General features: G+C 45.7%; 21 protein-coding genes and 2 tRNA genes. 2 read left to right on the forward strand and 21 right to left on the reverse strand.

Features of this window, described 5'->3' with window-relative positions; translation table 11 throughout:
* Window positions 1–40 precede the first annotated feature (40 nt).
* Window positions 41–3,169 carry an HD domain-containing phosphohydrolase gene (locus MU515_RS00520; protein WP_260258406.1) on the forward strand — a complete coding sequence of 1,043 codons (3,129 nt, stop codon included), beginning with the start codon at window positions 41–43 and terminating at the stop codon, window positions 3,167–3,169.
* Window positions 3,170–3,238: 69 nt separating this feature from the next.
* Here MU515_RS00520 and MU515_RS00525 read toward each other — a convergent pair.
* From MU515_RS00525 to MU515_RS00615, 19 genes are all read right to left on the reverse strand, one after another.
* A tRNA-Val gene (locus tag MU515_RS00525) sits at window positions 3,239–3,315 on the reverse strand.
* A gap of 30 nt (window positions 3,316–3,345) precedes the next feature.
* Window positions 3,346–3,422: transfer RNA gene (locus MU515_RS00530), tRNA-Val, on the reverse strand.
* A 169-nt stretch (window positions 3,423–3,591) separates the two neighbouring features.
* The gene (locus MU515_RS00535; RefSeq protein ID WP_260258407.1) at window positions 3,592–4,245 is read right to left on the reverse strand and encodes a sugar transferase; all 654 of its coding nucleotides are present in this window, start codon (window positions 4,243–4,245) and stop codon (window positions 3,592–3,594) included.
* 9 nt (window positions 4,246–4,254) lie between these two features.
* Window positions 4,255–5,442, reverse strand: coding sequence for a glycosyltransferase family 2 protein (locus MU515_RS00540; RefSeq protein ID WP_260258408.1), 1,188 nt, complete (start codon window positions 5,440–5,442; stop codon window positions 4,255–4,257).
* A 3-nt stretch (window positions 5,443–5,445) separates the two neighbouring features.
* Window positions 5,446–6,591, reverse strand: coding sequence for a glycosyltransferase (locus MU515_RS00545; protein ID WP_260258409.1), 1,146 nt, complete (start codon window positions 6,589–6,591; stop codon window positions 5,446–5,448).
* Between the two features lie 136 nt (window positions 6,592–6,727).
* Window positions 6,728–8,167, reverse strand: a complete 1,440-nt coding sequence (locus tag MU515_RS00550; RefSeq protein ID WP_260258410.1) for a GumC family protein — start codon at window positions 8,165–8,167, stop codon at window positions 6,728–6,730.
* Window positions 8,164–9,276 (reverse strand): glycosyltransferase family protein, encoded by a 1,113-nt coding sequence (locus MU515_RS00555; RefSeq protein ID WP_260258411.1) that lies wholly within the window; start codon window positions 9,274–9,276, stop codon window positions 8,164–8,166. The genes MU515_RS00550 and MU515_RS00555 overlap by 4 nt, the downstream gene beginning before the upstream one ends.
* A complete protein-coding gene (locus MU515_RS00560) occupies window positions 9,269–9,985 on the reverse strand; it encodes a DapH/DapD/GlmU-related protein (RefSeq protein ID WP_260258412.1) in 717 nt (238 codons plus the stop codon). The genes MU515_RS00555 and MU515_RS00560 overlap by 8 nt, the downstream gene beginning before the upstream one ends.
* 96 nt (window positions 9,986–10,081) lie before the next feature.
* Entirely contained in the window at window positions 10,082–11,500 is a 1,419-nt protein-coding gene (locus MU515_RS00565) for an O-antigen ligase family protein (RefSeq protein ID WP_260258413.1), read from the reverse strand.
* Window positions 11,497–13,026, reverse strand: coding sequence for a lipopolysaccharide biosynthesis protein (locus MU515_RS00570; RefSeq protein WP_260258414.1), 1,530 nt, complete (start codon window positions 13,024–13,026; stop codon window positions 11,497–11,499). The genes MU515_RS00565 and MU515_RS00570 overlap by 4 nt, the downstream gene beginning before the upstream one ends.
* Before the next feature lie 2 nt (window positions 13,027–13,028).
* On the reverse strand, window positions 13,029–14,213 hold the full coding sequence (locus MU515_RS00575) for a glycosyltransferase family 4 protein (RefSeq protein ID WP_260258415.1): 1,185 nt from the start codon (window positions 14,211–14,213) through the stop codon (window positions 13,029–13,031).
* Window positions 14,206–15,417 (reverse strand): glycosyltransferase, encoded by a 1,212-nt coding sequence (locus MU515_RS00580; RefSeq protein WP_260258416.1) that lies wholly within the window; start codon window positions 15,415–15,417, stop codon window positions 14,206–14,208. The genes MU515_RS00575 and MU515_RS00580 overlap by 8 nt, the downstream gene beginning before the upstream one ends.
* A gap of 120 nt (window positions 15,418–15,537) precedes the next feature.
* Window positions 15,538–16,599, reverse strand: a complete 1,062-nt coding sequence (locus MU515_RS00585) for a glycosyltransferase family 4 protein (RefSeq protein WP_260258417.1) — start codon at window positions 16,597–16,599, stop codon at window positions 15,538–15,540.
* On the reverse strand, window positions 16,580–18,037 hold the full coding sequence (locus tag MU515_RS00590) for a sigma-54-dependent transcriptional regulator (RefSeq protein WP_260258418.1): 1,458 nt from the start codon (window positions 18,035–18,037) through the stop codon (window positions 16,580–16,582). The genes MU515_RS00585 and MU515_RS00590 overlap by 20 nt, the downstream gene beginning before the upstream one ends.
* A 56-nt stretch (window positions 18,038–18,093) precedes the next feature.
* Window positions 18,094–18,453 (reverse strand): Hpt domain-containing protein, encoded by a 360-nt coding sequence (locus tag MU515_RS00595; RefSeq protein ID WP_260258419.1) that lies wholly within the window; start codon window positions 18,451–18,453, stop codon window positions 18,094–18,096.
* Window positions 18,454–18,626: 173 nt separating this feature from the next.
* Window positions 18,627–19,346 carry a P-loop NTPase family protein gene (locus MU515_RS00600; RefSeq protein WP_260258420.1) on the reverse strand — a complete coding sequence of 240 codons (720 nt, stop codon included), beginning with the start codon at window positions 19,344–19,346 and terminating at the stop codon, window positions 18,627–18,629.
* 2 nt (window positions 19,347–19,348) lie between these two features.
* Window positions 19,349–21,442 (reverse strand): SLBB domain-containing protein, encoded by a 2,094-nt coding sequence (locus MU515_RS00605; protein ID WP_260258421.1) that lies wholly within the window; start codon window positions 21,440–21,442, stop codon window positions 19,349–19,351.
* On the reverse strand, window positions 21,429–22,268 hold the full coding sequence (locus tag MU515_RS00610) for an OmpA family protein (RefSeq protein WP_260258422.1): 840 nt from the start codon (window positions 22,266–22,268) through the stop codon (window positions 21,429–21,431). The genes MU515_RS00605 and MU515_RS00610 overlap by 14 nt, the downstream gene beginning before the upstream one ends.
* 26 nt (window positions 22,269–22,294) lie before the next feature.
* Window positions 22,295–22,615, reverse strand: a complete 321-nt coding sequence (locus tag MU515_RS00615) for an STAS domain-containing protein (RefSeq protein WP_260258423.1) — start codon at window positions 22,613–22,615, stop codon at window positions 22,295–22,297.
* A 292-nt stretch (window positions 22,616–22,907) separates the two neighbouring features.
* On the opposite strand from MU515_RS00615, the gene MU515_RS00620 reads away from it, so the two are divergent.
* The gene (locus MU515_RS00620; protein ID WP_260258424.1) at window positions 22,908–23,759 is read left to right on the forward strand and encodes a DNA ligase; all 852 of its coding nucleotides are present in this window, start codon (window positions 22,908–22,910) and stop codon (window positions 23,757–23,759) included.
* 5 nt (window positions 23,760–23,764) lie between these two features.
* On the opposite strand, the gene MU515_RS00625 is transcribed toward MU515_RS00620, so the two are convergent.
* Window positions 23,765–24,763 carry a DUF3080 domain-containing protein gene (locus MU515_RS00625; RefSeq protein ID WP_260258425.1) on the reverse strand — a complete coding sequence of 333 codons (999 nt, stop codon included), beginning with the start codon at window positions 24,761–24,763 and terminating at the stop codon, window positions 23,765–23,767.
* Between the two features lie 173 nt (window positions 24,764–24,936).
* Window positions 24,937–26,307, reverse strand: coding sequence for an MATE family efflux transporter (locus MU515_RS00630; RefSeq protein WP_260258426.1), 1,371 nt, complete (start codon window positions 26,305–26,307; stop codon window positions 24,937–24,939).
* Between the last annotated feature and the right edge of the window lie 183 nt (window positions 26,308–26,490).

The following is a 26,490-nucleotide window of genomic DNA, read 5'->3' on the forward strand; positions in this document are numbered from 1 at the left end:
CTATTATTTAGATGTCTATGGAATCACAAAGGTGACGGACGTGAGTGAAATTAAAAGGAAACGTATATCGCTAAGAGTAGCGCTGGGCATGATGTTTGTGTTTTGCACCTTGTTTACGGCGGGCGTAGCGCTGGTTATTCAGTATCACTTTGCGACCAAAAACGAGTTAAACCATACGCTTACTCGCTATCAAGTTATCGCTAATGGGGTGTCGAGTCACCTTTCAAACTTACACACTCTAGCTGAGAACATCACCAAAGGTGGCGCTCAACTGGTTCAGATTATCGGAACAGACGTTGCCGAAAAACGATTGGTCGTGCCTTTGTCAAAGCTGCTCACCCGTGACCCAAGTTTGCACAGCATTTATGTCGCTAAAGAGAACAACGAATTTTTCCAATTAATTAACTTGGAATCAGAACAGATTAAACAAACGCTCAAAACCGAACGCGGTGAGCGTTGGCTGCTGGTGGAACATAAAGGAGAGGGTAAACAGCGCCGTAAAGTCTCTACATTCTATGACCGCAATTTTAATCAACTTGATCAAGAGGAACAGTTTAGTAACTTTTTACCTACCCAACGAAGCTGGTATGAAAATGCTATACAAGGACGTGTTTATTACACGCCACCTTATCTTTTCAATACACTAAAGGTTACCGGTGAAACATTTTCTATCAAGGTTGAGGGCAGTGAAACCGTCGTGGGCGTCGATGTGCTTCTTTCCTCATTAGAATCTCAGTTAACCAATCGTTTTGTTGAAAACAAGCATGAACCGCAAGCAGAAGCATTTATTTATCGAGCGGATGGCCGTCTTATCGCCACCAACAAAAAAATAGATATTGAAGATAGACTTCCTCTCGTCAGTTCATTGCCTTTAACTGACCGACAAATTGAAATCATCACCAATGCGCCAGAGCTTAAAGTATCCAACCAAAATGATTGGGGGCCGATAGATTTTACCGTAGGCGGAAGACCAAATGGCTTTGCTATCGACATATTTAAAGTGATCTCAGAGATGACAGGCTTACAGTTTAAATACGTCAATGGCCGCTCGTGGAACGAGTTAGTGAACGACTTTTCTCAAGGAAAAATCGACATTTTACAATCGTTCTCAGACCCGAGTGAGTTTGAATCAATGGGTGTGTTGGGTGAGCGCCTTTATAGAGGAAACTACGCGCTACTTATGAACGAGAGTAGTGACCCTGTGACGTCATTAAACCAATTGTCGGGTAGAAAAATTGGCGTACTTAAAGGGTGGAGTATTCAAGACAACATCCAACAACAATTCCCATCCATTAGCCTCGTCTCCTATGACTCGTTACATGCGGCGATTGATGATCTTGAAGCGGGAAACATAGAAGCAGTTTTGGATCTACATCGGGTTTTAATGAACAAAGTGCAAGAGAAGTTCAGGGAGAGCCTAACCGTACACGCGCTTGAATCAACGAATCTACCGAGGAATTTCTACTACTCAGTGCGTGATGAATACAGTGAAGTGGTTGAAATTATAAACCTTGCACTGGCGAATATTACCGAGTCACAACGACAAGAGCTTCGTGAAAAATGGTTCTCTAGTGGCGCAGCCCAGTCGACTTATACATTCTTACCTTATCGAGAGATCGTCAAATATACCTCGATGAATCAATACATCGATGCCGTGCAAGAAATCACCATTAATGGTGAGCAAAAATACCTCTTTATTAAACGCCTAACAGACATCGAACCACGCTTTTTCGCGGTAATTGTACCGAAAGCCTACGTGATGGCGGGAGTAAAAGAGGTGACGTGGTACTCAGTGGGCGCATCGTTACTGGCACTTGCGGCACTTATTCCGTTTGCTTGGGTCATGGCTCGGCCGATTTCTGAACCGATTAATTTGCTTCGACAACAAGTCAAACTGGTGAAAAAACGCCGCTATAGCGAAGTACAGCGAGTTCACAGTCGAGTAGAAGAGATCCATCAACTCGGTCTTTCAGTGATTCGTAGTAGCCATTCATTTGAACGATTTGAGCAGCAGCAAAACGAATTTTTTGAATCTGTGATTCAGCTAATCGCCAGAGCGATCGATGAAAAGTCGCCTTATACCGCTGGCCATTGCCACCGAGTTCCGGAAATTGCACTCATGTTGGCTGAGGCCGCAGAGAACACTGAAGATGGGCAGTTTAAGCATTTCCGTTTTGAAAATGATGAAGAGCGACGTGAGTTTAGAATTGCCGCATGGCTGCATGACTGCGGCAAAATCGCTACGCCTGAATACGTGGTTGATAAAGGAAGCAAGCTCGAAACCAACTACAACCGTATCCACGAGGTTCGAATGCGCTTCGAAGTGTTGTGGCGAGACGCACAAATTAAGCATTTACTGGGCAAACTCGATAACCAGGTCGATCTCGACAGTGAACTACAGCAAGAGCTCGAACAGTTAAGAGAGGAGTTTGGTTTTATTGCCAATGCCAACGTCGGCGGTGAGTTTATGTCTGAGCAAGATATCGAGCGATTGCACTTATTGGCTGAAAAAGAGTGGACGCGCTATTTTGACCGTGGTCTGGGCTTGTCACCATTAGAAGAAACACGTCATCAACCTGAAAATACACCAGCAACAGAAAAGCTCTTATCAGACAGAGATGAACATGTCATCGACCGTCATGGCAGTTATGATTTAGATCCAGAGCTAGGCATTAAAGTCGATATACCAGAGAAGTTGTACAACCATGGGGAAATCTACAATCTGTCAGTGCAGCGCGGCACGTTATCGGCTGAAGAGCGATTTAAAATCAATGAACACATGATCAGTGGTATTCGGATGTTAGAAAGTATTCCGTTCCCACCAGAGCTCGCGCGAGTAGCGAGATACGCGACGACCCACCATGAAACTATGGTCGGCAATGGTTACCCAAGACGGTTAAAAGGCGAGGATTTATCGATCCCTGAGCGCATCCTTGTCGTGGCAGATATATTTGAAGCCCTAACCGCAGCAGATAGGCCATACAAAAAGGCCAAATCTTTGCGTGAGGCGATCTCCATTATGTCGAAAATGGTGCAGGGCGGTCATATTGATAAGCAGGTATTCCAGTTGCTACTCAGCAGCGGGGTCTATCGTAGCTACGCAGAGAAATATTTACCTGAAGAGCTACTTGACTTAGAAGATGTCGAGCCATATTTGAAAGAGAGTTAGAGGTGATAACCTTCAGATACAACAAAGCCCAGCGATGCTGGGCTTTGTTTGTTCATAATGAACTAAATTTGGTGGGTCCGGGCGAACTCGAATCGCCGACCCCTACCATGTCAAGGTAGTACTCTAACCAACTGAGCTACGGACCCAAATTTTGTCTCTGCTTTCGCAGTAAGGAATGGTGGGTCCGGGCGAACTCGAATCGCCGACCCCTACCATGTCAAGGTAGTACTCTAACCAACTGAGCTACGGACCCATTCCTAAGAACGAGTTGGATATTACCCAGAGAGGCTCAGTGGTGCAAGCGTAAATTCTCGTAATTTGAATCGTTTGGCGCACATATGTGCTGATTGTTGGTTTTTTATTCGAGAAGGTGACGAGAGTGTGCGTGCGATCACGCACACCTTATAGGGCTCGTTGCGGGGCTATTGGCCTCGGCCGTTAAACATCACGACTATGGTCATCACGATGATGCTTGCGTCCATGAGTAGCCATGATTTAGTGGAGCGGAGTGACAATGCATAGCTGTGGTCGTAACCGACTTTTCTTCTTACATCATCGATGCAGGTGTCGTAGCCTTGTTTTACTTGTGCAAGGCCCGTGATACCCGGCATCACACCGTAAGTACGGTCGGCAAAATATGGAATCGCTGTTTCTAGCTTGTTGTAGAAACTGGGTCTTTCTGGGCGGGGGCCAATTAAAGACATTTCGCCTTTTAGTACGTTAAACAGTTGAGGAATTTCATCTAAACGAGTTTTCCTTAAAAACCGACCAACAGGCGTGATTCTTGGGTCGTTACTAGAGGCCCAAACGGCTCCTGAGCGCGCTTCGGCATCTTGATACATGGTGCGAAATTTAATGATGTCGAAAAACTCCATTTTTGAGGGGGTCGATTTGCCCACCCGTTGCTGCCGGTAAAACACTGGGCCTCTAGAGGTTGTTTTTATCGATATGGCGATGATTGGCATAATCGGAGCGAGTAAAATTAACGCTGCGATAGAACCAATGATATCGAATAACCTTTTGGCCAACCAAGTGGTCGGCCGCGCAGTAGTATGAATGGCAAAAGTTGAAAGCATAATCACGTCCTAATTGTTGTTTATTTTTTTCCAATGGCCAGTTTCTAAACCGATTAGATAGCGCAGGCCGCCGATAAAATTGACGCAATGACCAACCATCAAATAGGTCAAAAGGCGACACAGTTTGTGTTTGAAAATCTTTGGCAAAAAATGCCCTAGTATGGCGAGAAGATAGAGCGCGATCTGCGCAAGCAGCAAAGCAAAAAATATTGAGTTACTAATCAACAAAAGGCTGCTGACAAGGCTAATGATCATTAGATAGGGCGTAGCTAGCCTTAACCCTTTACCAGAAGCGAAGGCAAATGCGACGCCGCGATACTTTGGCAAAAAAAGATCGGCTAAATGAATCGCCTGCTGCATGTTACCTGCGGATATTCTTAATCTACGCTGGATATCTTGGCTTAACTGAGTCGGTTCTTGTTCAATCGCGATCATCATGGGTTCATAGACAGCGATGTAGCCTTTGCGAATGATCTGCATTGGCAAAACAAAATCATCGTTAATGATGTCTTGAGGCAGGTTTTCAAATAGGTGAGTGCGAAAAGCGAACAGTGCGCCATGTGCGCCAATGTTTGCGCCTAGCTCCGATTCGCCTAATTGGTTTTGCGCTTGATAGCGCCAATATTTCGCTTCACCGTCGCTTCCTGCCGCCATTAAGCAGTATTGGCTATTGACCACTCCGACTAAGTAAGATTGGAAGTGCTTGTCAGCGATAATCAGTGCATCCACCGCCACAAGGCAAGATACATCGCTTAAAACCGTGATGTCAGAGCTAACCGTAGGCATTAAATGGTTGATTAGAGCCACTTTACCGCGATTTTTCTCATAGGCCAAAATCTCAAAATGAGTGTCACTGCAGATTGCTTCTTGAATAGTTTGTTGTGCGATTTCGACTGTGTCGTCAGTGCATCCATCACAGGCGATGATCACCTTATATTGGCTGCGCGGATAATCGAGCGCAGCCAAGTTACGAATTTTATCCGCTATCCAGCGTTGCTCGTTATACGCAGGTACGATGATAGTTACTGTGCGTCGCTGACGATCGGCCTTCACGTTTTGATAGCCACGAACTTCTGCGTGGTTTTGTTCCGCTCTTCGCGAGGCAAGCCAACGCAGCAACAGCGGGTAGCCAAAGTGGTGATAAAGAATGAGTACCACTGAGGTAACAAACAACACTTGTAATACAATCTCATTCATTGATTACGCCTCCATTAGAATCGATTGATAGTCGGAGATCATCTTGGTGATGTTGTTGTGTTCTAAGACAAATCGTCTTGGCTGGGTAATGGTTTCGGTGTTGAGCTGTTTTAAAATTGCCGCCGCTAAACTAATTGGGCTGTCGGGCGCAAAACTTACCCCTGTGTGTGGGCAAAGAGTTTCTTTGCTTGCACCAACATCTGATGCCATTGTTTTGATATTGCATGCCTGCGCTTCCAAAGTCGCCAGTGGAAAACCTTCACAGCGGGAAGGGAGGCAAAATAGATCGAGCGATTGATAAAATCTAGGCATGTTATCGACCTGACCTAGCCAAATGATCCGTTCGGATACACCACACTGTTCAGCGAGACTTTGCAAAGCTTGAGTTTGGCTACCTGCGCCTGCGATAGCAAGGTGGTATTGCTTAGGTAGCATTGTTAGTGCTTGCACAAGAATGTCATGACCTTTGACGTGCTCTAGACGTCCTGCGCTGCCAATGATGGTGGGTTCAAGCGGCAACCCTAGTTGTTGACGAGCTAACGATTTGGACGCGGGCTTAAAGCGATCGCAATCAATCCCGTTTTTTATTACGCGAGTTTGTGGGTAGTGGAACTGCTCATCGAGCTTTTGTTTAACCAATTGGGCATCGGCGACTAAAAAGGGTTTGGCTAGTTTGAGTGCCAAACGCTGTATTAATGCGTGTTTGGTTTGGCTGAGATGCCACGCATCGTGCTCGGTGTGTATACGGCAGGCAACATTAGCCTGTTTCGCTGCGATACCAGCATAAAGCAATGGGCCAATGTGATGAGTATGCACCACATCAGGTTTAACGATGGCAAACAGTTTTCTCAGAGTCCGGTAGCACTGGTAGCTTAAGCCCTGTGGTTTATTGAGAAACAATAATTGATGTTTGAAGGGCTCTAGCTTTGGCCAGTGGGCGATTGCAGAGAGCCTGTCACCTTCAAGACTGACGATTAAAATCTGCTGGTTATGCTTTTTATGGTTAAGAATTTCCAATACCAAGGATTCAATCCCGCCTGGCTTGAGATGCTGCACGACATGGATGTGTAACGTCCGCTTGGTTCGCGAGTGTGAGGAAGCTAACGGCTTGGCCAACTGTTTAGCGGTGTTTGTTTTCGAATTATCCATATTGCTCACCTAGAGTTTTGTCGTAACGAACGATGCGTTCGAACCATGTATCCTGTGTTGCAGAACATATGCCAAAATTATTAGTAATTAATTTCAATTACTTAGGAAGGTTTGCCTTTGGTTTTCAACTTGTTTATCATTTTGAGAAGCGACTTGAGATTCTCGGAATAGAAGTGATTACTGGGGCATTAATAATCTCTACAATTTGTTCAGGTCGGCGAATGCTGGTATCAAACAGTTCGAGTAAAATTGCGATACCGATCCCCAAGGCAACCCCCGCGACTAAACCGGCCAGCACGTAGAGTATGCTAGGTAAATTTGCTGGCGCGCCGGGCGTGTAGGGAAGATCGATAATCTTTATTCGTTTGCTTTCTTCAAATTGCCCTAATGAACCCGTGAGCTGAGCCATTTCGTAGCGTTCAATCAGTTGATCGTAGAGCTGACGTTTGATCTTTACTTCACGCTCTAATTGATGCATTTCTTTCGCAGTATCACCAAATCGCTGCGCTTTTTGCTCTAACTCTTGAATCATCGAGCGCAAGCTCTTTGTCTCTTCAGTCAAAGATTCGAATCGGCCACGTACCAGTTGCAAGCTATGCAGTTGCGTTACTAGCAGCGGCTGAACTTCGTTCATGTTTGACAGCGTATTGCTACTGGCGATATCCCACAGTTGACCACTAGAAATGTTGGGCTGTTCCACCTCTAGTAAACGGCTGCGTTCGTTCTCTAGTCTTACTAGTTCTCTTTGTTTAGCCTGAACTGCGCTATGGCTATCGGTGTATTTGGCTTGCAGCAAAGTGAGTGAACTTCGGATGTCGATGATTTGGTCTTCGATTTTACCAATCACAGGGTTAGTTTTAGAGAGCTGCTGATCTAACGAACCTAAGCTTTTCTCAACGCCCGCTAGCTCCGCTTCTTTTTCGGCTAAATTTTGCTTTAAGCTTGCAAGCTGGGTAAGGGCTTGGTTTTGCATCTCAGGAGTCACCGCGAGGTTTTGGTTTTTAAAATTGGCTAGCTCAGCTTCTGCGAGATCGAGTTCTTCACGTCGTTTGTTGATGTGCACCGTTAAAAACTCACTTGAATCGCGTATGGATGAGCGTTCAGGCGCGAGTAGTTGCTCGATAAAATGATCACTGATAGATGCAAGCAGCGCTTGCATATTACTTGGGTCATCAGAGGTTAGTTGTATCTTTAAAAAGTCTTTACCGGGCTGGGAGACCGATAAACTGGCTGAGAGCTCGGCAATAACGCGTTCAATTTCTTGCGGAGTGCTTTGCGCTGAGATTAAACCTTGCTCTGTCGCGACAGCGCGTAATATATGGCGACTTTTTAGCAGTGTGCTGAGCGCATTTAAGCGCTCTTTGAGCATGGTAGAAACCGCGAGGTCTTCGAGGAAAGGGTTCATTTTGGCGGTTTCTTGCACCAACATGCTGGTGTGCGACACATAAGTTTTAGGCGCTAGTTTTGCTAACGTAAACCCCACGATTGGTAGGATGAGTATCGGAATCAAGATAACGTAACGCTGCCGCCACGCTGCATTAAGCAGAGTGATGATCCTAAACGTTAGCCCATTCATAGTTGGTCCAACATGCGTTTGACAAACTCACCTCTGCACTGCCAGCTGTCTTGAGTGACAATGTCACTTGGTAGACGAGGCTCATAGGTGGCGAGCTTTAATGCGCCACTCATTTCGTGGGCCGTTTCAACCACATTGATGTACTTGCTGTAAGGCTTTAACGCAGGAAATGGTGTAGAAATAACAGGCGCACCAACCGCTAAATACTCAAGCAACTTAAGAGGATTACAGGCGTTAATTTGATCGTTAGCCTTAAAAGGTAACAAGCTTGCTTGCCAATGTTGGCTATAACTAGGCAATTCATGATGTGGCTTAGGGCCGAGATAATGCACATTATCCAAACGAGGTAACGGGTAGTGATTGAGCTCATTTGGGCCAATAAAAACAAATTCCCAATTGGGCAAGTTAATCGCGACGTAATGAATTAACTCATAATCAATCCACGTTGACAGACTACCGTAAAAGCCAGCTATCGGTTTGCCCGATTTTGGTAGATCTTGGGCTGGGTTCGTCGGGTGAGTGAATAGGTCGAGATCGACGCCGTGGGGCAGCAATTGGGTTTTACAGTTGGGAAATTTTGCGCATAGGTTTTCACTCGCACCAAAAATGATGTTTGCTCTCTCAACCAATTTCTTCTCGTGTTTTGCGACGGTTTTATGGTCGACGCCACTTAGTGCGGAAAAGTCATCACCGCAGTAGTAAACCACCGCATGTTCATCCAAATGACCAACTAAATCAGCCGCGGTGGGTAGCGACGACCACAGAATCGGATTATGAATATTATGGCTTTTTAGAATTGGCTTTAATTGGCTTAGCATCATTTGCTTGGCCATTTGACGTGATAACCCAGATTGCGGCGCTGGAATGGTACGCAGGTTAACCACTGAGATGTTGGTCGGCGTGTCTTCAAAGCGATCAAAGCCTTGTTTGCCTTGGCCAAGTAGTTTGCTTGCGGCGCGTTTGCAATCGCTCAAGTTTAAGCGAGGCTGACGAAGGCCAATAGAATTGACCCAGATAACTTTTCTATCTTTAGCCAGGTACTTAACCAAATGCTGTGTGCTAGATGGTAGGCCACCGAAATCTTCTCCAAAAACGATCATATCACGCATAAGGTTGCTCCTTTAACTGGCGAACTATTTTTGCAGGGTTGCCTGCTGCAACCACGAAATCGGGTAAATCACGAGTGACGACGCTGCCAGCCGCGACAACCGTTCCTTGACCTATAGTGACGTTGGGTCGAATGGTAACGTTAGTGCCAAGCCATACGTCTTGTTTAATCCATATATCGCCGATATTGCTCTCATCATCGGGCATGCCTTCAGCACGTAATTGCGCATCAAGTGAGTGACCAGAATAGCCGAAGATAAACGCGCCAGAGGCGATGCGTACGTTGTCTTCAATCACTACTTTTGTGCCAACCGCAATGGTGTTTTGCCACCCAATATCGACATTATTACCAATGACTAGGCGGGGTTGATCAGTTTGGATTCGACCGCTAAACGTCGTTTGGCCAGAGATTCTGCACTGATCGCCACACTCTATAATTAACGGCCCAGTGACAAGTGGTATGCCACCGTACAAATAAAGGCCACGCCCACATTGGGTTAGACGACCTTTGAATGTTGGTGTAAAAAACAATACGCGTAGCAGTGTTTGCCACAGCATTGAAATTGTCTGGTAGGTGAAGTACATGAGTTTATTCAGCCATTGAGGCGTAGGAAGCCCAGCACTACGAATACGTTTTAGTAATTTAAACAAGGCGCGAAACCTTGGGTTGGGGTGGGTTTGAAGCCATAACTTAATTTGAGTCGCAGACATGAGTGCCTCGTATTTTTTTAGCCAATCTAACCAGTTAACCCAATCTGTTTCATATTGCGTGCCAAATTGTAAAGTTAGTAATTTCAAAAGGTTAAGTTATGTGTCTTTGATGTGCTTATTTTGATTCTCATTTTGAGAATGGTTTTGAACAATGCGTGCGCTTGATATTGCGAGAGCTGCGAGTATGTAAAGAGGCCAGTTAAAGCCCTGCGTGAGGAAGGTGCCGGAAACAATTACACCAATTAAGCCTGCGTAAACCGCATAGACATTGGCGTGAAGATAGAGGGAATAGCGAGTAGGGTTTTGCGCTAGCTTGGAAATGGTAGTGCGACTGGTACGCAGCAAAGAAATGATCAGCCCAACAAATACGGCGAGGCCAACAAAGCCAGTTTCGGCCAATACGCCAAACCACGTGCTGTGAACGGCATGGTTAAGGCCATCCCAATGAGGGGAATAATAGAAATAATTGACGTAAAAGTTATCCAATCCAACGCCAGTCAATGGGTTTTCAAGTGCCATCTTAAAAGCCGCTTGCCACGCATAGATACGTCCCATGGCTGATGCATCAATTCCTTCTTCTGCTGCGCCTCCTGATTGTCTATCGGAAATCCCTGCCAATGCGAATAGAAGACCGGCAGCAATGACTGCTAGGGTGAACAATAGCACTTTTGAGCGAATGTACTTGAGGCCAAACATTCCAAATACGGCGAGAGAGCCAAGCAACCCGCCGCGGCTTTGAGTGGCGATGACTGCTGCCATGGCTGCAACGGTACAAATTAAACCGATAACCCGAACAAAGCCGAGTTGCTTAGTCATGGTTAAGCTAACAGCGAACGCGAGAGGGAACATTAATACGAGGGCGAGATCGTTTGGGTCGCCGAGCATTGAGCCCAAATCGCGCCCTATGGTAACCCGTGAACCTTCCACCAAACCAATACCACTGACGGAATTAAATAGCGCGACTGAGGAAATAAGAATACCTGTAATGACGATCATTAAAGACATGCGCTTAACCATAATTTGGCTGTTCACTAACCAAGTAATGGCTAACGTCATGATGATGATCTTCCAATAGATCCCTTTGAAACTGGCGACTGCCATACCGCGATTGGACGCAAATACGATTCCGATAATGACCAATAACCAAAATAACGCCATCCAAGTGAGGCTTGAGTGCCAATAGACCTTTAATGAACGGCTAATCAAAATATGCCACGACAAGCCAGCTAGAGCGCCAAGTGAAAGTAATAATGGAATTTTGAGTGAATAAAGAACGCTGAAGGCCTCGTGAATTCGAAAGAATGAAAACAGCACAAACAAAGAGACAAACCAAAAGGTTTGGTTGACAACGAACAAGGCGCCCAACGGCAGCAGTGCGAGCGCAACTACGATGACTGGATTAGGTATAATGAACCATGCGCAAGAAATAAAGGCGCAGATAAGCAAAATCAAAATCGCGTGTTTGCTGTTTTTGACTTGCATAGAAGGTTGAGCGGCTCTGACTGGCGAAGTCATGTTTTTGACCTAATGCTGTGCGCCGCAGGTTTGTAATATGGGAGTATTCGTCCGTAGTACGCGGTAGTGGCAATGAAAATAAAGGCGCTTATAGTGATAGGCAACATCCAAACAGGATTCGTCATATAAGCATTAGCAAGGAGTGACGCTGTGGTTGCCAAAACAATAAACGCCAAAGGTGCGACTTGGTAAGGCAGTTTTGCGCTGCGTTGGCTACAAAGGGTAACCACCAAAAAGCGCGCCATTTGCGAACTGGCCAACAACAACACCATCAGCCAGATTGAATCTAATGAGAGCATTAAAAACAGCGCGAAGGTGATGCCAGTGATTAGGCCATTAATCAGTAAAAGTGTTTGTGTCTGCTTTGTTTTTAGAATGCCAATATTGGTCAGTTCGGTCAGTTCTTTGAACAACATGGCGATAAGCGCAATTGCAGTGAGCGATGCGGCCATTTGGTAGTCTGATGGGAGCGCATAAAGAATGAACAGTTGGCTAAAACCTGATACTAAAAGGCTTAACACGCAGGCGAGCAGTATGCCGAGTTGCGTTTTTGATGCGGTGACGCTGTCACCCAGAGTACGCCAAGATTCAAATCTTTTCGGCATCCACCACATGTGAAAAGGTTGCAGCGCGATACCGAGTGCAAGGGCGAATTTAGCGGCGATGGCGTACACGCCAAGCGTCGTTAAATCAAATTGTACGGCGAGAATCCAACGCTCCCCACCATTTAGACCGAATGCAATTAATGCCGATAGCATCAGTGGTGCACTGTATTTGAGCATTTTAAGCAGCTGTTGGTAGCTTAAAAACTGCAGCGTAAAGCGGTTGTGGCAATGTAACCAAACAAATTGGCAGGTAGAGCAAAGTACGCCAATAGCAAAAATGGTGGTGAAATCAGGCTGCCAGTTTAGACTCGTGACGACCAAGCACACTTGAAGCATGGTTGTGACAATACTGATTTTAAAGAATAGCCATGCTTTGTTGTGAAGCCTTAACCACGCAAAACTGATCGCGAGCGCACTTTCGTACATCACCACCCAGCCCAGTAAACCCTGTTGAACAGGGCTGATAATGGCACTTGACCATGAATGGAAGGCAAAAGCCATCGCGCCAAACAATACACATAACCCAAATGATAATAACAAAGTGCTGTAATACAGTTTGCTCACAAGTTGTTTCTGTAATTGGGGTTGCTTTTGTGTAGCAATGAAGCGATAGAGATTTTCATGCATTGCAAGGCCAACCAGCAAACTAAAGAACACAGTTGTAGTGGCCAGTAATTCCAATTGGCCGATGTCCGCGGGGCTTAAAAAGTGGGTCATGAGTGGCAATGTAATGAAGGCTGCACCTTTGACCATAATTAGGCTCAGACCATAGAGAAGCATCTGCTCAAACGGCTGCAACTTGTCACGCCACTTTTGAACCAGTATAGGCATCCATGGTGAACCGTTTTTTGAAGGCAGAGCGTTCGTGGCGTTCTGCACTTGGTTCACACTACTTTTGTTATTGCCCACGGAAACCGTCATCGTTATTCCTCGCGGGTAGGCACAGCATGAACAGCATCAGTTGCGCCGTATTCAATGGATGCTGAGATGGCACGGTAAGTGGCTTCTGCGCGGTACTCCTTCGCAATTTCAAGCGCGTTACGACGTAAGACTTTGAGCTTACTTGCGTCTTTGTAAATCGAAAGTATTGCGCGGCTAAGAGACTGAAAATCGAGCGGTTGATATTTAACGCAATTCACGCCATCGGTTAGCCGTCCGTCCCAGTAGCTACCATCTTGTGGAATCACCACACACATTCCCGCGGCGAGTGCTTCTAGAATTGATAAGCCAAACGGCTCTTTGTGGCTAGTCGATATAAAGATATTGCACTGTGCACGAATTTCATCGAGGTTTGGTGGGTCTTGATGCCATTTAGTGTGTTTAAGCACCACGGGCGCTATCGAAGTCTCAACCGCGCTGTTTTGCGGTTTGATAAAGCAAATATGGCTCGCAATGGGTTGGATTTGATGACTGTACCGTAGCGCATTGACCAATAATTCAAGGCCTTTCCATTTAAGCAATGAAGCTGCCCAAAAGCAGACTGGGAAGTGACTATGGCTTTGAGTCGGCCAGCGCTCAGCACTAATGCCATTCACAAATTGAATGAAGTTTCGGTTACTTAAGTAGGTGTTCTCTATGGCGGTAACATCGTCCAAACGCAGTGTTTGGCTTAAATAGGCGCGCAGTGCGAGGCGTATACTGTGTTTGGTGGAAGGTAAATAGAACACGCCTTCAACCTGAGTAAAGCACCAACCAATCGAGCGAGAAGACGCGACATTGCCATGAACAAACTGAAACACAGGCACTTTGGTTAGCCATTTCACAAGGTAAAGGGGCATGTCGATGCCTGGGCCTGATGCGCCAATCAATGCATCGACTTTTGGTATGCGCAGCATAATAAGCAGTACTATGAGGCTAAAGAAGGCTTGATTAAGCCAATACGCTAGCCCGTGGTAGCGGCGATTTAGCCAAGGGATAGAGCGTAATTTTAAAACCGTCACGTCATGCTCTTTTATCAATGCGCTTTGAGCCCAATAGTTGGGGTCAACAGTCAGCACGGTAAAGTGAACATTTTCTCGATTGCATTGGCTTAGCGCGTCACTGGTGGCGATTTTTGACCCTCCTTTGAAAGGGATCGGATCGAAGATCAGGTTATGCAGTTTAGCCATGACGACCTCCAATATTTTTCTGCATCCGTTTTAGTGCGTGCGGTACAGGGCGAAACAAATGGCTAAGCGCTGGCGGTGTGCGCTTTTGTTCGAGTAGTTGTTGATAGACTCGCTCAATACCGCTCACATAATGTTGTACTGACAATTTATGCTCGATATGGCTTTGCCCTTGATGGGCGATGTGGCGGCAGTAGTCTGGATGAGTCACCACACTCGACATCAACTTCATCATGTTCATGTAGCCATGATTAGCGTAAAGAAAGCCGGTTTGCGCATGGGTAATAAATTCGGGGACACCTCCAACATGGGGAGCAATGATAGGTATGCCAGCAAGGCCAGCCTCTGCAATAGCAAGGCCAAATGCTTCTTCACGTGCTCCACTGACGAAGGCATCACAACCTTTTAGCCAGCCGATGACGTTGTTTTGCTCGCCGACAAAGTGGACGCAGCTGTCCAAACCTAATTGGCTCACCTGATGCTGTAAATTTTGTTTCTCTTCACCATCTCCAATCACGACTAGGTGACTATTAGGGTGTTCAAGGCGCAAGTAGCAAAGCGCTTGAAAAATTCGATCAATGCCTTTGCGATGAATCAGTGAGCCCACTGTCACGAACAGGGTCGCCTTTTCATCCAGTTTGAGGTGCTGTTTGACATCAATGGCTGGAGTGTCTTGAAGTTTGCCGATGTCCAAGCCGTTGTGCACCACGCTTAAACGCTTTTCGTTGTAGCCTTCATCAATCAGCTGCGCCGAAATTGCACGGCTAGCGGTGATGACATGAGGGGATAAATGCAAGGCGTGTGTGACACGGTCACGAGCTGGGTAATCACTGTGAAGGTGGGTTACCAGAGGCGTGGCGGTCAATCGAGCCGCGAGGCTCATCCACTGGTTTGGCGCAGCACTGTTTACGTGAACTAAGCCAATCTTGTATTTATTGATGATCTTTCTGGCGGTAAAAACCAATCGCGCCCACGCTAAGAGGTTATAGCGCGGTTTGTTCCAACCCAGCAGCAGAGGGAAGGTTTCAAGCAGACAAGGGATGCCATTAAAGGTAAGCACTTTGTGCAAAGAGGGGTTATTGGTCCAAACGATGGCGTGATAGCGAGAGGCGTCTAGATGCTGAATCAAATCCAGTAAGCAGCGCTCACTACCGCGAATCCAATCTTCGCCATAATGGACAAACAAAATTGGGGTTGGGTTACTCATTCTCTAGCCTTACTTGTCGTTATCAATATCCGTAATAACGCAAAGTAAGTGCCAAATAAGGCTCTGTTCTAACTTGATGATTTAGCTAAAATAAATTTAGATTGATTCATAATGACAGAGTTAATTCTCAAATTGAGAATCAGTTTGGGAGTCAGAAAAGGGACTAATCGCATAGAGAGATAGCATATTGGGTATCACATGCGTACTGCTGTAATGGCGAGCAATGGTATTGGCCGCATTGACACGCAGTGCCATGATTGATGACGGCGAGAAGGCGAGATATTCTTTTAACGCCCGCTTAAGTTGTGTGCCATCTTTGACTAAAAGACCATTAAATGGCGAGTCAATCAGGTTTGGAATATCACCAACTGCAGTTGAAATAACATTAATACCTCGCGCCATCGCTTCAATCGCAACTAACGGTAAACCTTCAAATTCAGAGCTAATGATCAACACATCAATATTAGGCCACACTTGCGCCATTTCTTTTTGATGACCGTGAAAGGTTAAGTTGGGAGATGAACTTTGTTTCAACTTGTCCGATAACGGGCCATCACCATAGAGATGAAAATCATGCTCAGGGAAATCATGCGCAAGCTGAACAAAGTGATGTGGTGCTTTTTCACTACTGAGCCTTCCCACATACGCGATTTGAGAACCGTGTTGGAAAGCGACTTCGCTTGTATCGATGAAATTATTAAAATGATGAGTTTGGCAGGGCAGCTTGCTGGCAATGGCTTGGCTAACTACGATAGAAGCGGTTGAGAGCCACGCAGTATAGCGGTCTAAAAAGTCATACAGCTTTACGCGTCCAGTTGGTGTTTCGCCTGCGTGATAGGTGGAGACTTGACGCATGCCAGTAACACACCGCGCCAGTTTACCAATCAGACTTGCTTTGTAGCCATGGCAATGCACTACTTGCGGTTGGTATTGTTTGACTAATTTAATCAACTGAAACAGCGGCTGACTGTGATTATCGTTAAGGTAGCCATAATCAATATCATGACTTTCTAACTTTGCAATTAGTGGACTTGGGACGGCGTAACGGTGGGTAAGCCAAACTCTCACTTTCTGCTGATGCTTGACTAAACCTAACGCAAGCTGCAAAAGGTGGGTTTCGATGCCGCCAAACTGGCGGCTATCCATGACTAACCAAATTTCATTAGACGAAATTCTGCTCATCTTCTGCTTCCCATGCCTGTTTCTTACGATAAACAGTGGAGGGGCTTAGTTCTAATAACACTGCAGCGTTAAGTACATTGCCATCGCAAAAATCAATCGCTTGTTGAATGGCCTCCCGTTCAATTTGCCACATAGGACGAATCTTATTGGCATTCGGCAGTACGCTATTAGTGCTTTGGGTGGAACTGATTTCCATCTCGGCGTGGCTAATTTGCGCTTCGACCAAAGGTTGTGGCGGTGTTGGAGCAGGGCGAGTTCTGCTTGGTTTGTTATTAACGATCTCAACGGGTAAGTGCTGTGAGGTTAACTTCTTGTCGTCATTTAGCACCACTATGTTTCGAATCACATTTTGAAGTTGGCGCACGTTGCCAGGCCATGCATAACGTTTGAGTACAGCTTCCGCATCCTTATTAATGGCCTTGAACGATTTGCCATCCTCTTTTGCGTAGAGACGCAAGAAGTGGTTGGCTAAGGTGACAATATCATTGGAGCGGTCGCGTAAAGGCGGCATATCGACTGGCACAACATGAACGCGGTAATACAAATCTTCACGGAAACGACCTTCTTCCACTTCGGTCAAAGGATGTCGATTGGTCGCACAGATAATTCTAACATCGACTTTTTGCTCGCGGTTTGCGCCTAAAGGTGTGAACGTTCCGGTTTGCAGAAAACGTAATAGCTTCTTCTGCATCTCTAGATCCATTTCGCACAGCTCATCAAGGAACAATGTTCCGCCGTGGGCCATAGTCGCTGCGCCTTTACGATCGGTGGTCGCACCGGTAAATGCGCCTTTGACATGGCCAAAGATTTCACTCTCCATCAAATCTTTTGGAATTGCACCGCAGTTAATCGCTATAAAGGGTTTATCACGTCGCTTACTTTCTTTATGAATCGCTTCTGCGCACACTTCTTTACCTGTACCACTTTCGCCAACAATAAATACGCTGGCGGTAGTAGGGGCGACAGAATCAATAATTTTATACACCGCTTGCATACATAAACTGCTGCCAATAAAACCGTGGAACTGATTTCGATCGAACCGAGTTTCGATATCTTCCACGAGGTTTTCAAGCTTAGAGCGTTGCAGATGAAGCGCGATAGAGGTGTTGAGACGGTTCGCTTTAATCGGTTTTTCTAAGAAATCCTTAGCGCCTTTTTGTAACAAGTTAACCGCAACATCGACCGAGCCATGAGCGGTGGCGACAATAACTGAAGTCGGAATTTGATTGTCGATGATCCAATCGAGAATATCTTCGCCTTCCATGTCGGGCAATTTGAGATCGAGTATCACCAGTTGTGGCGTATTTCGCTCAATAAACGCAATGGCTTCGCGGCCTGTTTCGACATGAAATAGATCAAATGGCTGATCTTTAACATATTGTTGGTAAAGTACAGCCAGCGATGTGGAGTCTTCAATCAGCAATACTTTCGGTTTCATCGGCGACTTCCTTATTGTTATCACTGTGCCTTAATAGCTATGGTTGTTTGGCAAAGTTAATCGACAAATCCTAGTGTTTTTCTCTGTTCGAGTGCAGCTAATGAGCGATTGGCAATATCGAGTAAATCGTGATGGCATTGTAAGGCATCTTCTCCTTTACCATCGGCACACATGTGTTCAATCTTTCGCGCTAAGTTCGATAACTCGCGGTTGCCCAGCGCCAAAGAAGAGCTGCCTAATGTATGGCTTTCAAACTCTATAACACTGACATCTTGCGCCTGAAAGGCGTCATCGAGCACTTTTAATCTTGCTTGCGACTCTTCAAGATAGTGGTCAATCAACATTGGAATCACTTCAGCACTGGTGTCGGCAATCATCTGTTGAATGATCTCTTCATCAACTAGCTCTATATCCACAAGCTTCTCCTTAGCAGTCTCTGCGTAGAAACAAGTGAGTTAATGTGCATTAAAGTCCATATTGCTCGCTTGTTAGTTTAAGAATAGATGAAATTTTTCAATTGGTTGGGTAAAAATTGTTCGGTTGGTGTTTTCTCAATCCATGTCGCAAATTTGATAAGACGCTATTTGCATTATGCTCGCTCTAACAGCAGTGGCATTTGCTGGATTTTGTCTATCCACGTTTGTTTCATTCGTCTCGGGATCAGTGGAAGTCGTTCAATTTGACGGCTTATCTCGCTGGCTAAAGTGGGTTGATAGTGGCTGTTGAGTACACAGCCGATAATCTCTGTCTGGTTGGCATGTAGAAGTTGTTTGGCTTGCTCTAACTGGCTTTGGGTGGTTTGCGTGGCTAAAACAACCAGCAGAGCAAACTGACACGCTTGTGCGACCGCTTGAGCTGGAATATTACCGCGGTTGATCTTGAGTAACGGAGAGGTATCAATGACGACTCTGTCATAGCTTTGTAACCAATCTTCAATGTACTTTGCTAGGCATTGTGGATCGCTGTATTGCACCAATTCCGATGGACTTGATGGCTTAGCGATTCCGGTAAATACTTGTTTGCTTGATTGCTGCTCAAGCCAAGTGACCTTGGCCGAGCTATGGTTAAATGTGTTGGTCGAATCTTGAGTATCGAAAGTAATGGCAAGGTCATTGAAACCGGAGTTATACAGATTCAAATCAACCAACAGCACAGAACGACCAGCAAGCAGGTAGCGCTCAGTTAGCGCAGTTGCAACAGAGGTGACGCCGTCACCTGAGTCGCACGCGGTGACACATAATGAGCGGCACTGCTTGGCTTCTGCGGCAAGAAAGATCTGTTCAATTTCTGTATGAGTTGCTGGAATCATCGCTATAACGCTCCAATCAGTACAATGGTTGTGGTGAGGCGCAAGATGTCTTCCAAGCCAACACGTGCTTTTTCCATAAAACTGTCACGACGATCTGGCACATAAATAGTATCGCCGGCACGTAGTACGGGCAGTTTGTAGATGTTGGCGGTTTTGCTGAAATCAATCAGGTCAAAAGTACGTGCTTGGCCTTGGCAGCAAGACATATTTACCACCGAAATCTTCTCAAGATAGGCGTTGTCACTCGGACCACCAGCTTCGGCGATGATATCGAGGATCGTCATGTTGTCATCAAATACGTAGCGACCTGGATTGTTCACTGCGCCGAGCACTCGAACCGTCGATTCCTTTGAGCGATCTAACCAAATTTTGTCTTTCTCTGGGATGTAGATTGTGTCGCCCATGGTCACTTTGGGTAGCAACGACTCATCACCGGTTTCGAAATAGAGCGATAGATTGAGTTTACTTACTTTTGAGTAACTCTTGTCACGATGGGTAATGCGAATGTTGTGAATATCGGCATCTTTAGTTGGGCCATCCGCAGCAGAGAGAATATCGAGAAAGTGCATCTCTTTGGTAAAGCGGTAGCGACCCGGCGCGTTAACTTGACCAAATACATAGATCGACGCATCTGAGCTTTGACGCACCCACTGAGATTTATTGTCAGAAGGATCTTGTGGTAGATCGTGCACTCGTACAATAGAGCCTGCGGCAATCAAAGGTAGCTCATGGCTTGGTGCACCTTTTAAAATGAAATCATCAAGGTTGAACACAATGAGCTCGCCATTGGCATCAACGACTTCAATTTTAGTCGTATCTGCACGCAATGTTGGGCCACCAACGTGTGCGAGTAAGTGCATTAAATCCATTTCATCCGACCATTCGATACGCCCTGGATGGACAACTTCACCGATCACATTGACTGCACGGTCAGGCGAGATCTTAAGCCATGACTTCTCGTTCATGTCGGTTTTTTCAGGCACAAAAATCGCGTCACCGGGGCCAATGGCTGGTGGACGTTGACCACTGAGGCCTTCAGTGTAAGCGGTTAAATCGAACTTAATCACTCGACCACTGGCCTTGATTAGACGAATCTGACGAGATTCAGCAAAACGCGTTGGGCCGCCAGCATTGGCTAGAATATCCATAAAGGATGCGCCTTTTTTACCTTCGTACGCGCCGGGGCTGGCCACTTCCCCCATGATGTAGACAACATTAGCCCCAGCGCGTATCTCTTCTTCCTGTTTTGGTACAAAAATGGTGGTGCCTTTGCTCAACTTAGGCAGTAGGGTTTTATCGCCGCTGTCTAAGTAGAGTTTTAAATTAAACAGTTGTGGTTGGTTATTGCTGATCACGCGAATCTGCTCAACCGTTGCGTAGCGAGTCACGCCGCCTGCGCGCATTAAAACATCGACCAAATCGGTGTTTGGTTTGTAGGTGAAGGTACCCGGCGCGTTTACTTCGCCAAACACTTTAATTGCGGTGCGGCTATCTGCACTGTCACCAGCATTCGCTTGTTTGTTTGCATCAAACTGCTGCTCTATGTTGCCGACAAGAGGCGATGCTGGCACAAACAGGCTATCAAGTGATTTAAGTTCTGGTAGTAAGCTATCATCACCAGAGTCTAAAAAAGCTTTGTAATTGAAAGGAAACTTATCTTTACCCCGCTTAAGTAGCATGTTATCGAGCTGTGCACCTGAACGAAGGCCGCCAGCGGCATGAATGGCGGTTTGAACATCGGCGTTTTTCGCCAACGTGTATTCGCCCGGTGATTTCACATAGCCTTGCACTGATACTAGAATTTGCTGCTCTGCGATGTAAACACTGGCAGTAGACAAATCACGAAACGCTTTGTTTAGTGCATTGATAACCGCTTCAGACAGTTGAGGTTCGGTATAGCCGGCCACATACAGGGTGCCAACTTCGGGCAAATCAATACGGCCTCGTTTATCCACTTGAAAACCACGATTTAACGATGACTCGCCAGGAAGGTTAACTTGAATCAGATCGCCAACTTGTACACGCTCTGCGGCGAAAGAAAAAACCGAGTAGCTGAGCGTAAGCACCAAGATGAATAGGGTATTAGTCCACTTCATAATAACCTCCTTGCTGATTTTGATTCGCCAGTTCCTTTGTGGCGATAACTTCAATGCTGACACGACGATTAGTCAATCGAACCCCATCAGATTGCCCTTCATAAAGTGGCAGAGTGTCGCCGAGCGAATGTGCTTCTATTCGAGAGGGTGCGAGTCCAAAAATCACTAAATAACGTTTAACTTGCTTTGCTCGGCCCATCGCTAATTCTTGGTTGTAAAGCGTTTCGCCAGTCGCATCGGCATGACCCGTCACAGAAAGGTGAAGGCTTGGATTTTGTTTTAGGATGTTGGCGGCTTCAGCAAGGTGTCCCATATATTTGGGGTTTACTTCCGTCGAGTCGTACGCAAATTGATTGTCAACGTTGAGCAGGTTGAACAACTGATCAATGACAGAAAGTTGCATCTGAAATTCTTGCTCGTTAACTGGAGGTACACAGTTAGCTTGCGAGGTGACGTAATCAAGTTGTCGCTCTAGCTCACCTAGGCGTTTACGCTGAATTACGATGTCGTTGGCTGCGTCGAGCCATAATCCGCCTTCAAGTTCTCGGGCGATGCGGTTTTGTTTTTCGAGAGCTTGCACCACCGCGGCGGGGAAGCACCATTTTGCGCCTTCACGGATCAACGAATCAAGGTGGAGTTTAGTCAGTTGCCAATCAAACCTTAGTCCATGCTCTGGGCCTAGTGGTTCATCGGGCATAACGGGTGAAAAGCTATTATCTATGTAGTTTTCGGCGATACCGCCGCGCCCTTCATCTGGATAACTGGTACAGCCTAGCGTCAGTAGTCCAGATGCAATTAGGGCTATGTATTGTGCGAATTTAACCATGCCAACTTCCTCTTATTGTAATTGTTTTAATGTTTGTGAGAGTTCACTGGGATAGCTTGGTTGATACGAAGTAGGGTCATAATTTCTAAAGGTTGACCTTTCACGTTTTCAATACGCATGTTGCGCTCACGTTCTACCAAGCGTTTGTAGAGGTAAACAATGGCACCAACGCCCGATGAATCGAGAAATGTTACTTTCTCAAAGTCAATTTCAACTTCGGAATGACTTGGGTCAGCAATGATTTGATCAATATGTTGTTGAGCGCTTCGGCTGCCATCAGCGTCTAGGTTCCCGTTAAGTTCTAGAGTTAAAACAGTGTCGCTGGCTTCAATAGTACGTAGTTCCATGGTGTTACTCCTTTCGTGTTTGAACTAAATAACGCACTAAACATGCCAAAATTAAATATGCTTAAAATCAATAATTTACGTTGAGGAGAGGGTTGATTTGTCAATTTGAAAGAGTGAATTCTCAAATTGAGAATCAATATCTATTTTGTAAATTCATATGCAACGCGAATATTTTCAGTTGTTTTTGCGAGCTGTTCTAAGCCCGATTCATACTTTCTATTGATTAAGTAACCTAAATTTAATGTAACAATGAGCATATCGTCCGATAGAACAATAGATTAGGTTAATTCGAATGCATTTACGTCTTACGTTTTTGGCTAGTCAGGTACTACTTACACTCCAAGCTGGCGCGGCCGAACCTGCTTCTTTAGAGGGGTATATGCCCGTGATGCAGGCGCATCAATATCAAGAAGGCTTGAATGTGCATGAATATTGGCAAAGCGAAAAGCTAGATGGTATTCGGGCAATTTGGGATGGTGAAAAGTTACTCACCAGAAATGGGCGACAGATTTACGCGCCAGCGTGGTTTACCGCGCCATTACCTGATTATCCAGTCGAAGGAGAGCTGTGGGCGGGCCGCGGAAACTTCCACCTCGTGCAGCAAACCGTGTTAGACCACAAACCAATCGATCAATCTTGGAAGCAGATTGACTTCATGTTGTTCGATATGCCTCACGCCGCTGGGGATTATCAAAAGCGCTACTACAATATCGTCCACTACGTTACTTCAGTCGAACACGACCACATTAAATACATCGAACATACCCCCATCACGTCTGAGAAAGAGCTATTCCAGTATTTAGATAATGTGAATAATGGCCAAGGTGAAGGGGTGATGCTGCGTAAAATCACCAGTCGTTACCAAGCAGGGCGCAGTTCAGATTTGCTTAAACTCAAAACTCATCAAGACGATGAAGCGCAGGTGATTGGCTATAAAGTTGGCCGAGGCCAGTTTAAAGGCATGATGGGGTCGATTTTGGTTAAGTGGCAAGATGGCGTTGAGTTCTATATTGGCAGTGGTTTTTCAGAGCAACAACGTAAAAATCCGCCTCCGATTGGAAGTACAATTACCTTCCGTTACAACGGATTAACTCAAAATGGTGTGCCCAAGTTTGCTCGCTATGTCAGAGAGCGAGTGGAGTAATAGCGTTACTGACCAACACTTACGCCACACCGTTTGAACAAAGATTGCCAATATTGAACATGATCAAGGGTTGCTTTACGAAATGCTTGATGAGCCGATACCAAAGGATATTGATAGTCTGGATGAGCCGTTTGCAATAACTTTGCAAGCGGCTCTATTTGTATATAGAGCTTATCTAAATTAGCCAAATATGGCTGCACTTCAGTAACGTATGTGCGATTAAACACATTGTTCAAATAACGAAACTGCTTTTTATCCCGATTGACTTTGCAAACGACGCGACTGTCGTAAAAGTTGAGCTGTCTTGTCACGGTATTTAAGTAAGCGGTGCTCATAGTGAGCGAGTACCATAGCTTGCCTAGCATGGGCGCTTTATCCAATGTTTCTTGATGAACGGTAATAGGGTGAAAACTGGCGTCTAGGCTATAAGGTTGATTAAATGATCGAGCGGTTTGCAACAAGACGTCAAAGGCTGTAATCAATTGGTTGGGAAAAGCTTGCTGCCGTTGGTCAATCCAACCATTTGGGGCAAACTGGTTTCGCATTGCATCACTAGCAAATAGTAGGTTGGCAAAGTGACTGGCAATGTGCTGCTGCTTTTTAGCCAAAATAATGCTGAGCTGATTGCGAAGTTCAACATCAACCTGCGGGTTATTCACGCAATGTTGTAGGCCAGCAATGAGGGAATTTTGATAATCAAAATCTCGAAACGGATCTTGAACCTTGCCCATTATGGAATTCTTTTCCGCGATTAATTCAAACAACCCACAGTTGCGTAATTGGTAACTATCTAGCAGACCAATGGATAGCGGCTCAATCTCAATGTAAAGCTCTCGCTTATCAGGAATGGTGACCGCGTCACCTTTTTCAACTAATAATGCGTCTTGTCCTTGCACTCGGGCGATACGTTGTAAGTAATCATCAAACAAATCTTCGTTTGGGTGAGAGCTAAACTCACAGCCAACGAGTGTCATAGTGATGACAACAATAATGGATTTCCACATAATGCATGTCCAATCAATGTTTCAATAAACATTATTACTTATCTACTGTGAGAAAAGTTTATTGGTTAGAAAAGATATTGAAACAGAACCAATCCCAGCTGATCGATTTAAGTATGTAGCAAAAAGGCCAGCATTGCTGGCCTTCGGTTTATCTAGGGTACAAGTGTGCGTTGTTATTTCGCAGCGAGTTTAAGCTGAACCTCTTCAGGTTGCTTGTGCATCCAGCGTAGTCTTAAACCAAGCATGACTGCGGCGGATGATAAACCGGTAATAAAGCCAATCCAAAAACCGTGTGCGCCCATTGGTTCAACAATCCAATCGGTCATACCCAATATATAACCTGTTGGTAGGCCGATAATCCAATAAGCGATAAAGGTACGGTTGAAAATAGCAGCCATATCTTTATAGCCACGAAGCGCGCCAGCTGCCACAACTTGAATTGCATCAGTACATTGGTAAATGGCGGCTAGGAGTAAAAGCTGCATAGCAAGTGCAATTACTTCGGCATTATCGGTGTAGAGCAGCGACACTTGCTCGCGGAATACCACTGTAAATAGAGCGGTAATTAGCGCCAGTGCGAGTGCGACCATCAAACCGACGTGTGAGGCGATTCGAGCACTTTCGACGCTGCCTTGGCCTAATCGGTGACCAACACGAATACTGGTCGCCGCACCAATACTCATTGGTAACATAAAGATAAGAGACGAGAAGTTAATCGCGACTTGGTGCGCAGCAACAACCATCGGGCCAAGCGGAGCGACTAAAAGCGCAACCACGGCAAATAGCGTCACTTCAAAAAAGAGTGCAGCAGCAACTGGGAAGCCAAGCTTAAATAAGCGAATCAGCGCCTTACCTTGAGGGGCGTGGAAATGCTTAAATAGCTCTATGTGAGCAACGCGCTTAGCGGTTAATACGTAAAGCAGCATCAAGGCAAACATGATCCAGTAAACAATCGCTGTTGCTACGCCACAGCCAACACCACCAAGCGCTGGAGCGCCAAATTTACCGTAAACAAAAATCCAGTTGAGCGGGATGTTACACAGTAGGCCAATGAAGCCGATGAACATTGCTGGTTTGGTTAACGACAAGCCATCGGTGAAACTGCGCAACGCCTGAAACAATAAAAATGCAGGTACGGCATACATAACCGCGTGCATGTAGCCGTTGGTTTTATCAGCCATCACTTGTTCCACATCCATCAAACTCAAGATGGTTTGTGTTTGAAACAAAACGCCAACGATAGGTATCGAGATAACCAAAGCCATGTAGATGCCTTGTTGAATCTCGTATGGGATCTTGTTGTAGTTCGCAGAGCCGTTCAGCTGAGCCACAACGGGCACAAGAGCCATTAACAAACCCACGCCAAACAAAATAGACGGTAACCAAATACTCGCAGCGATGGATACAGCTGCCATGTCGGTTGCACTTACGCCACCCGCCATAACTGTATCAACAAAGCCCATACCAGTTTGCGCGACAGAGGCGATCAATACGGGTGTAGCCAACTTAACTAATGTGTTGGCTTCTTGCTTATAACGATGCACGAAAAAACTCCAAGAAAGGGAAGAAACAACATTCGTGTTGTTGTGTCTCAATGACCGCCGCATTATACATAAACAATGGGGGATGAGTGATCTTTCGATGTGAAGTGAAGCGTATTTAGATTTCACACTGTTACCGCAAATCATTATGCGTTAGTTTATGTTTAATCACTCATAACTGGGAAT

This window comes from Vibrio intestinalis, from assembly GCF_025195085.2.
In the GTDB taxonomy this organism is placed as follows: domain Bacteria; phylum Pseudomonadota; class Gammaproteobacteria; order Enterobacterales; family Vibrionaceae; genus Vibrio; species Vibrio intestinalis.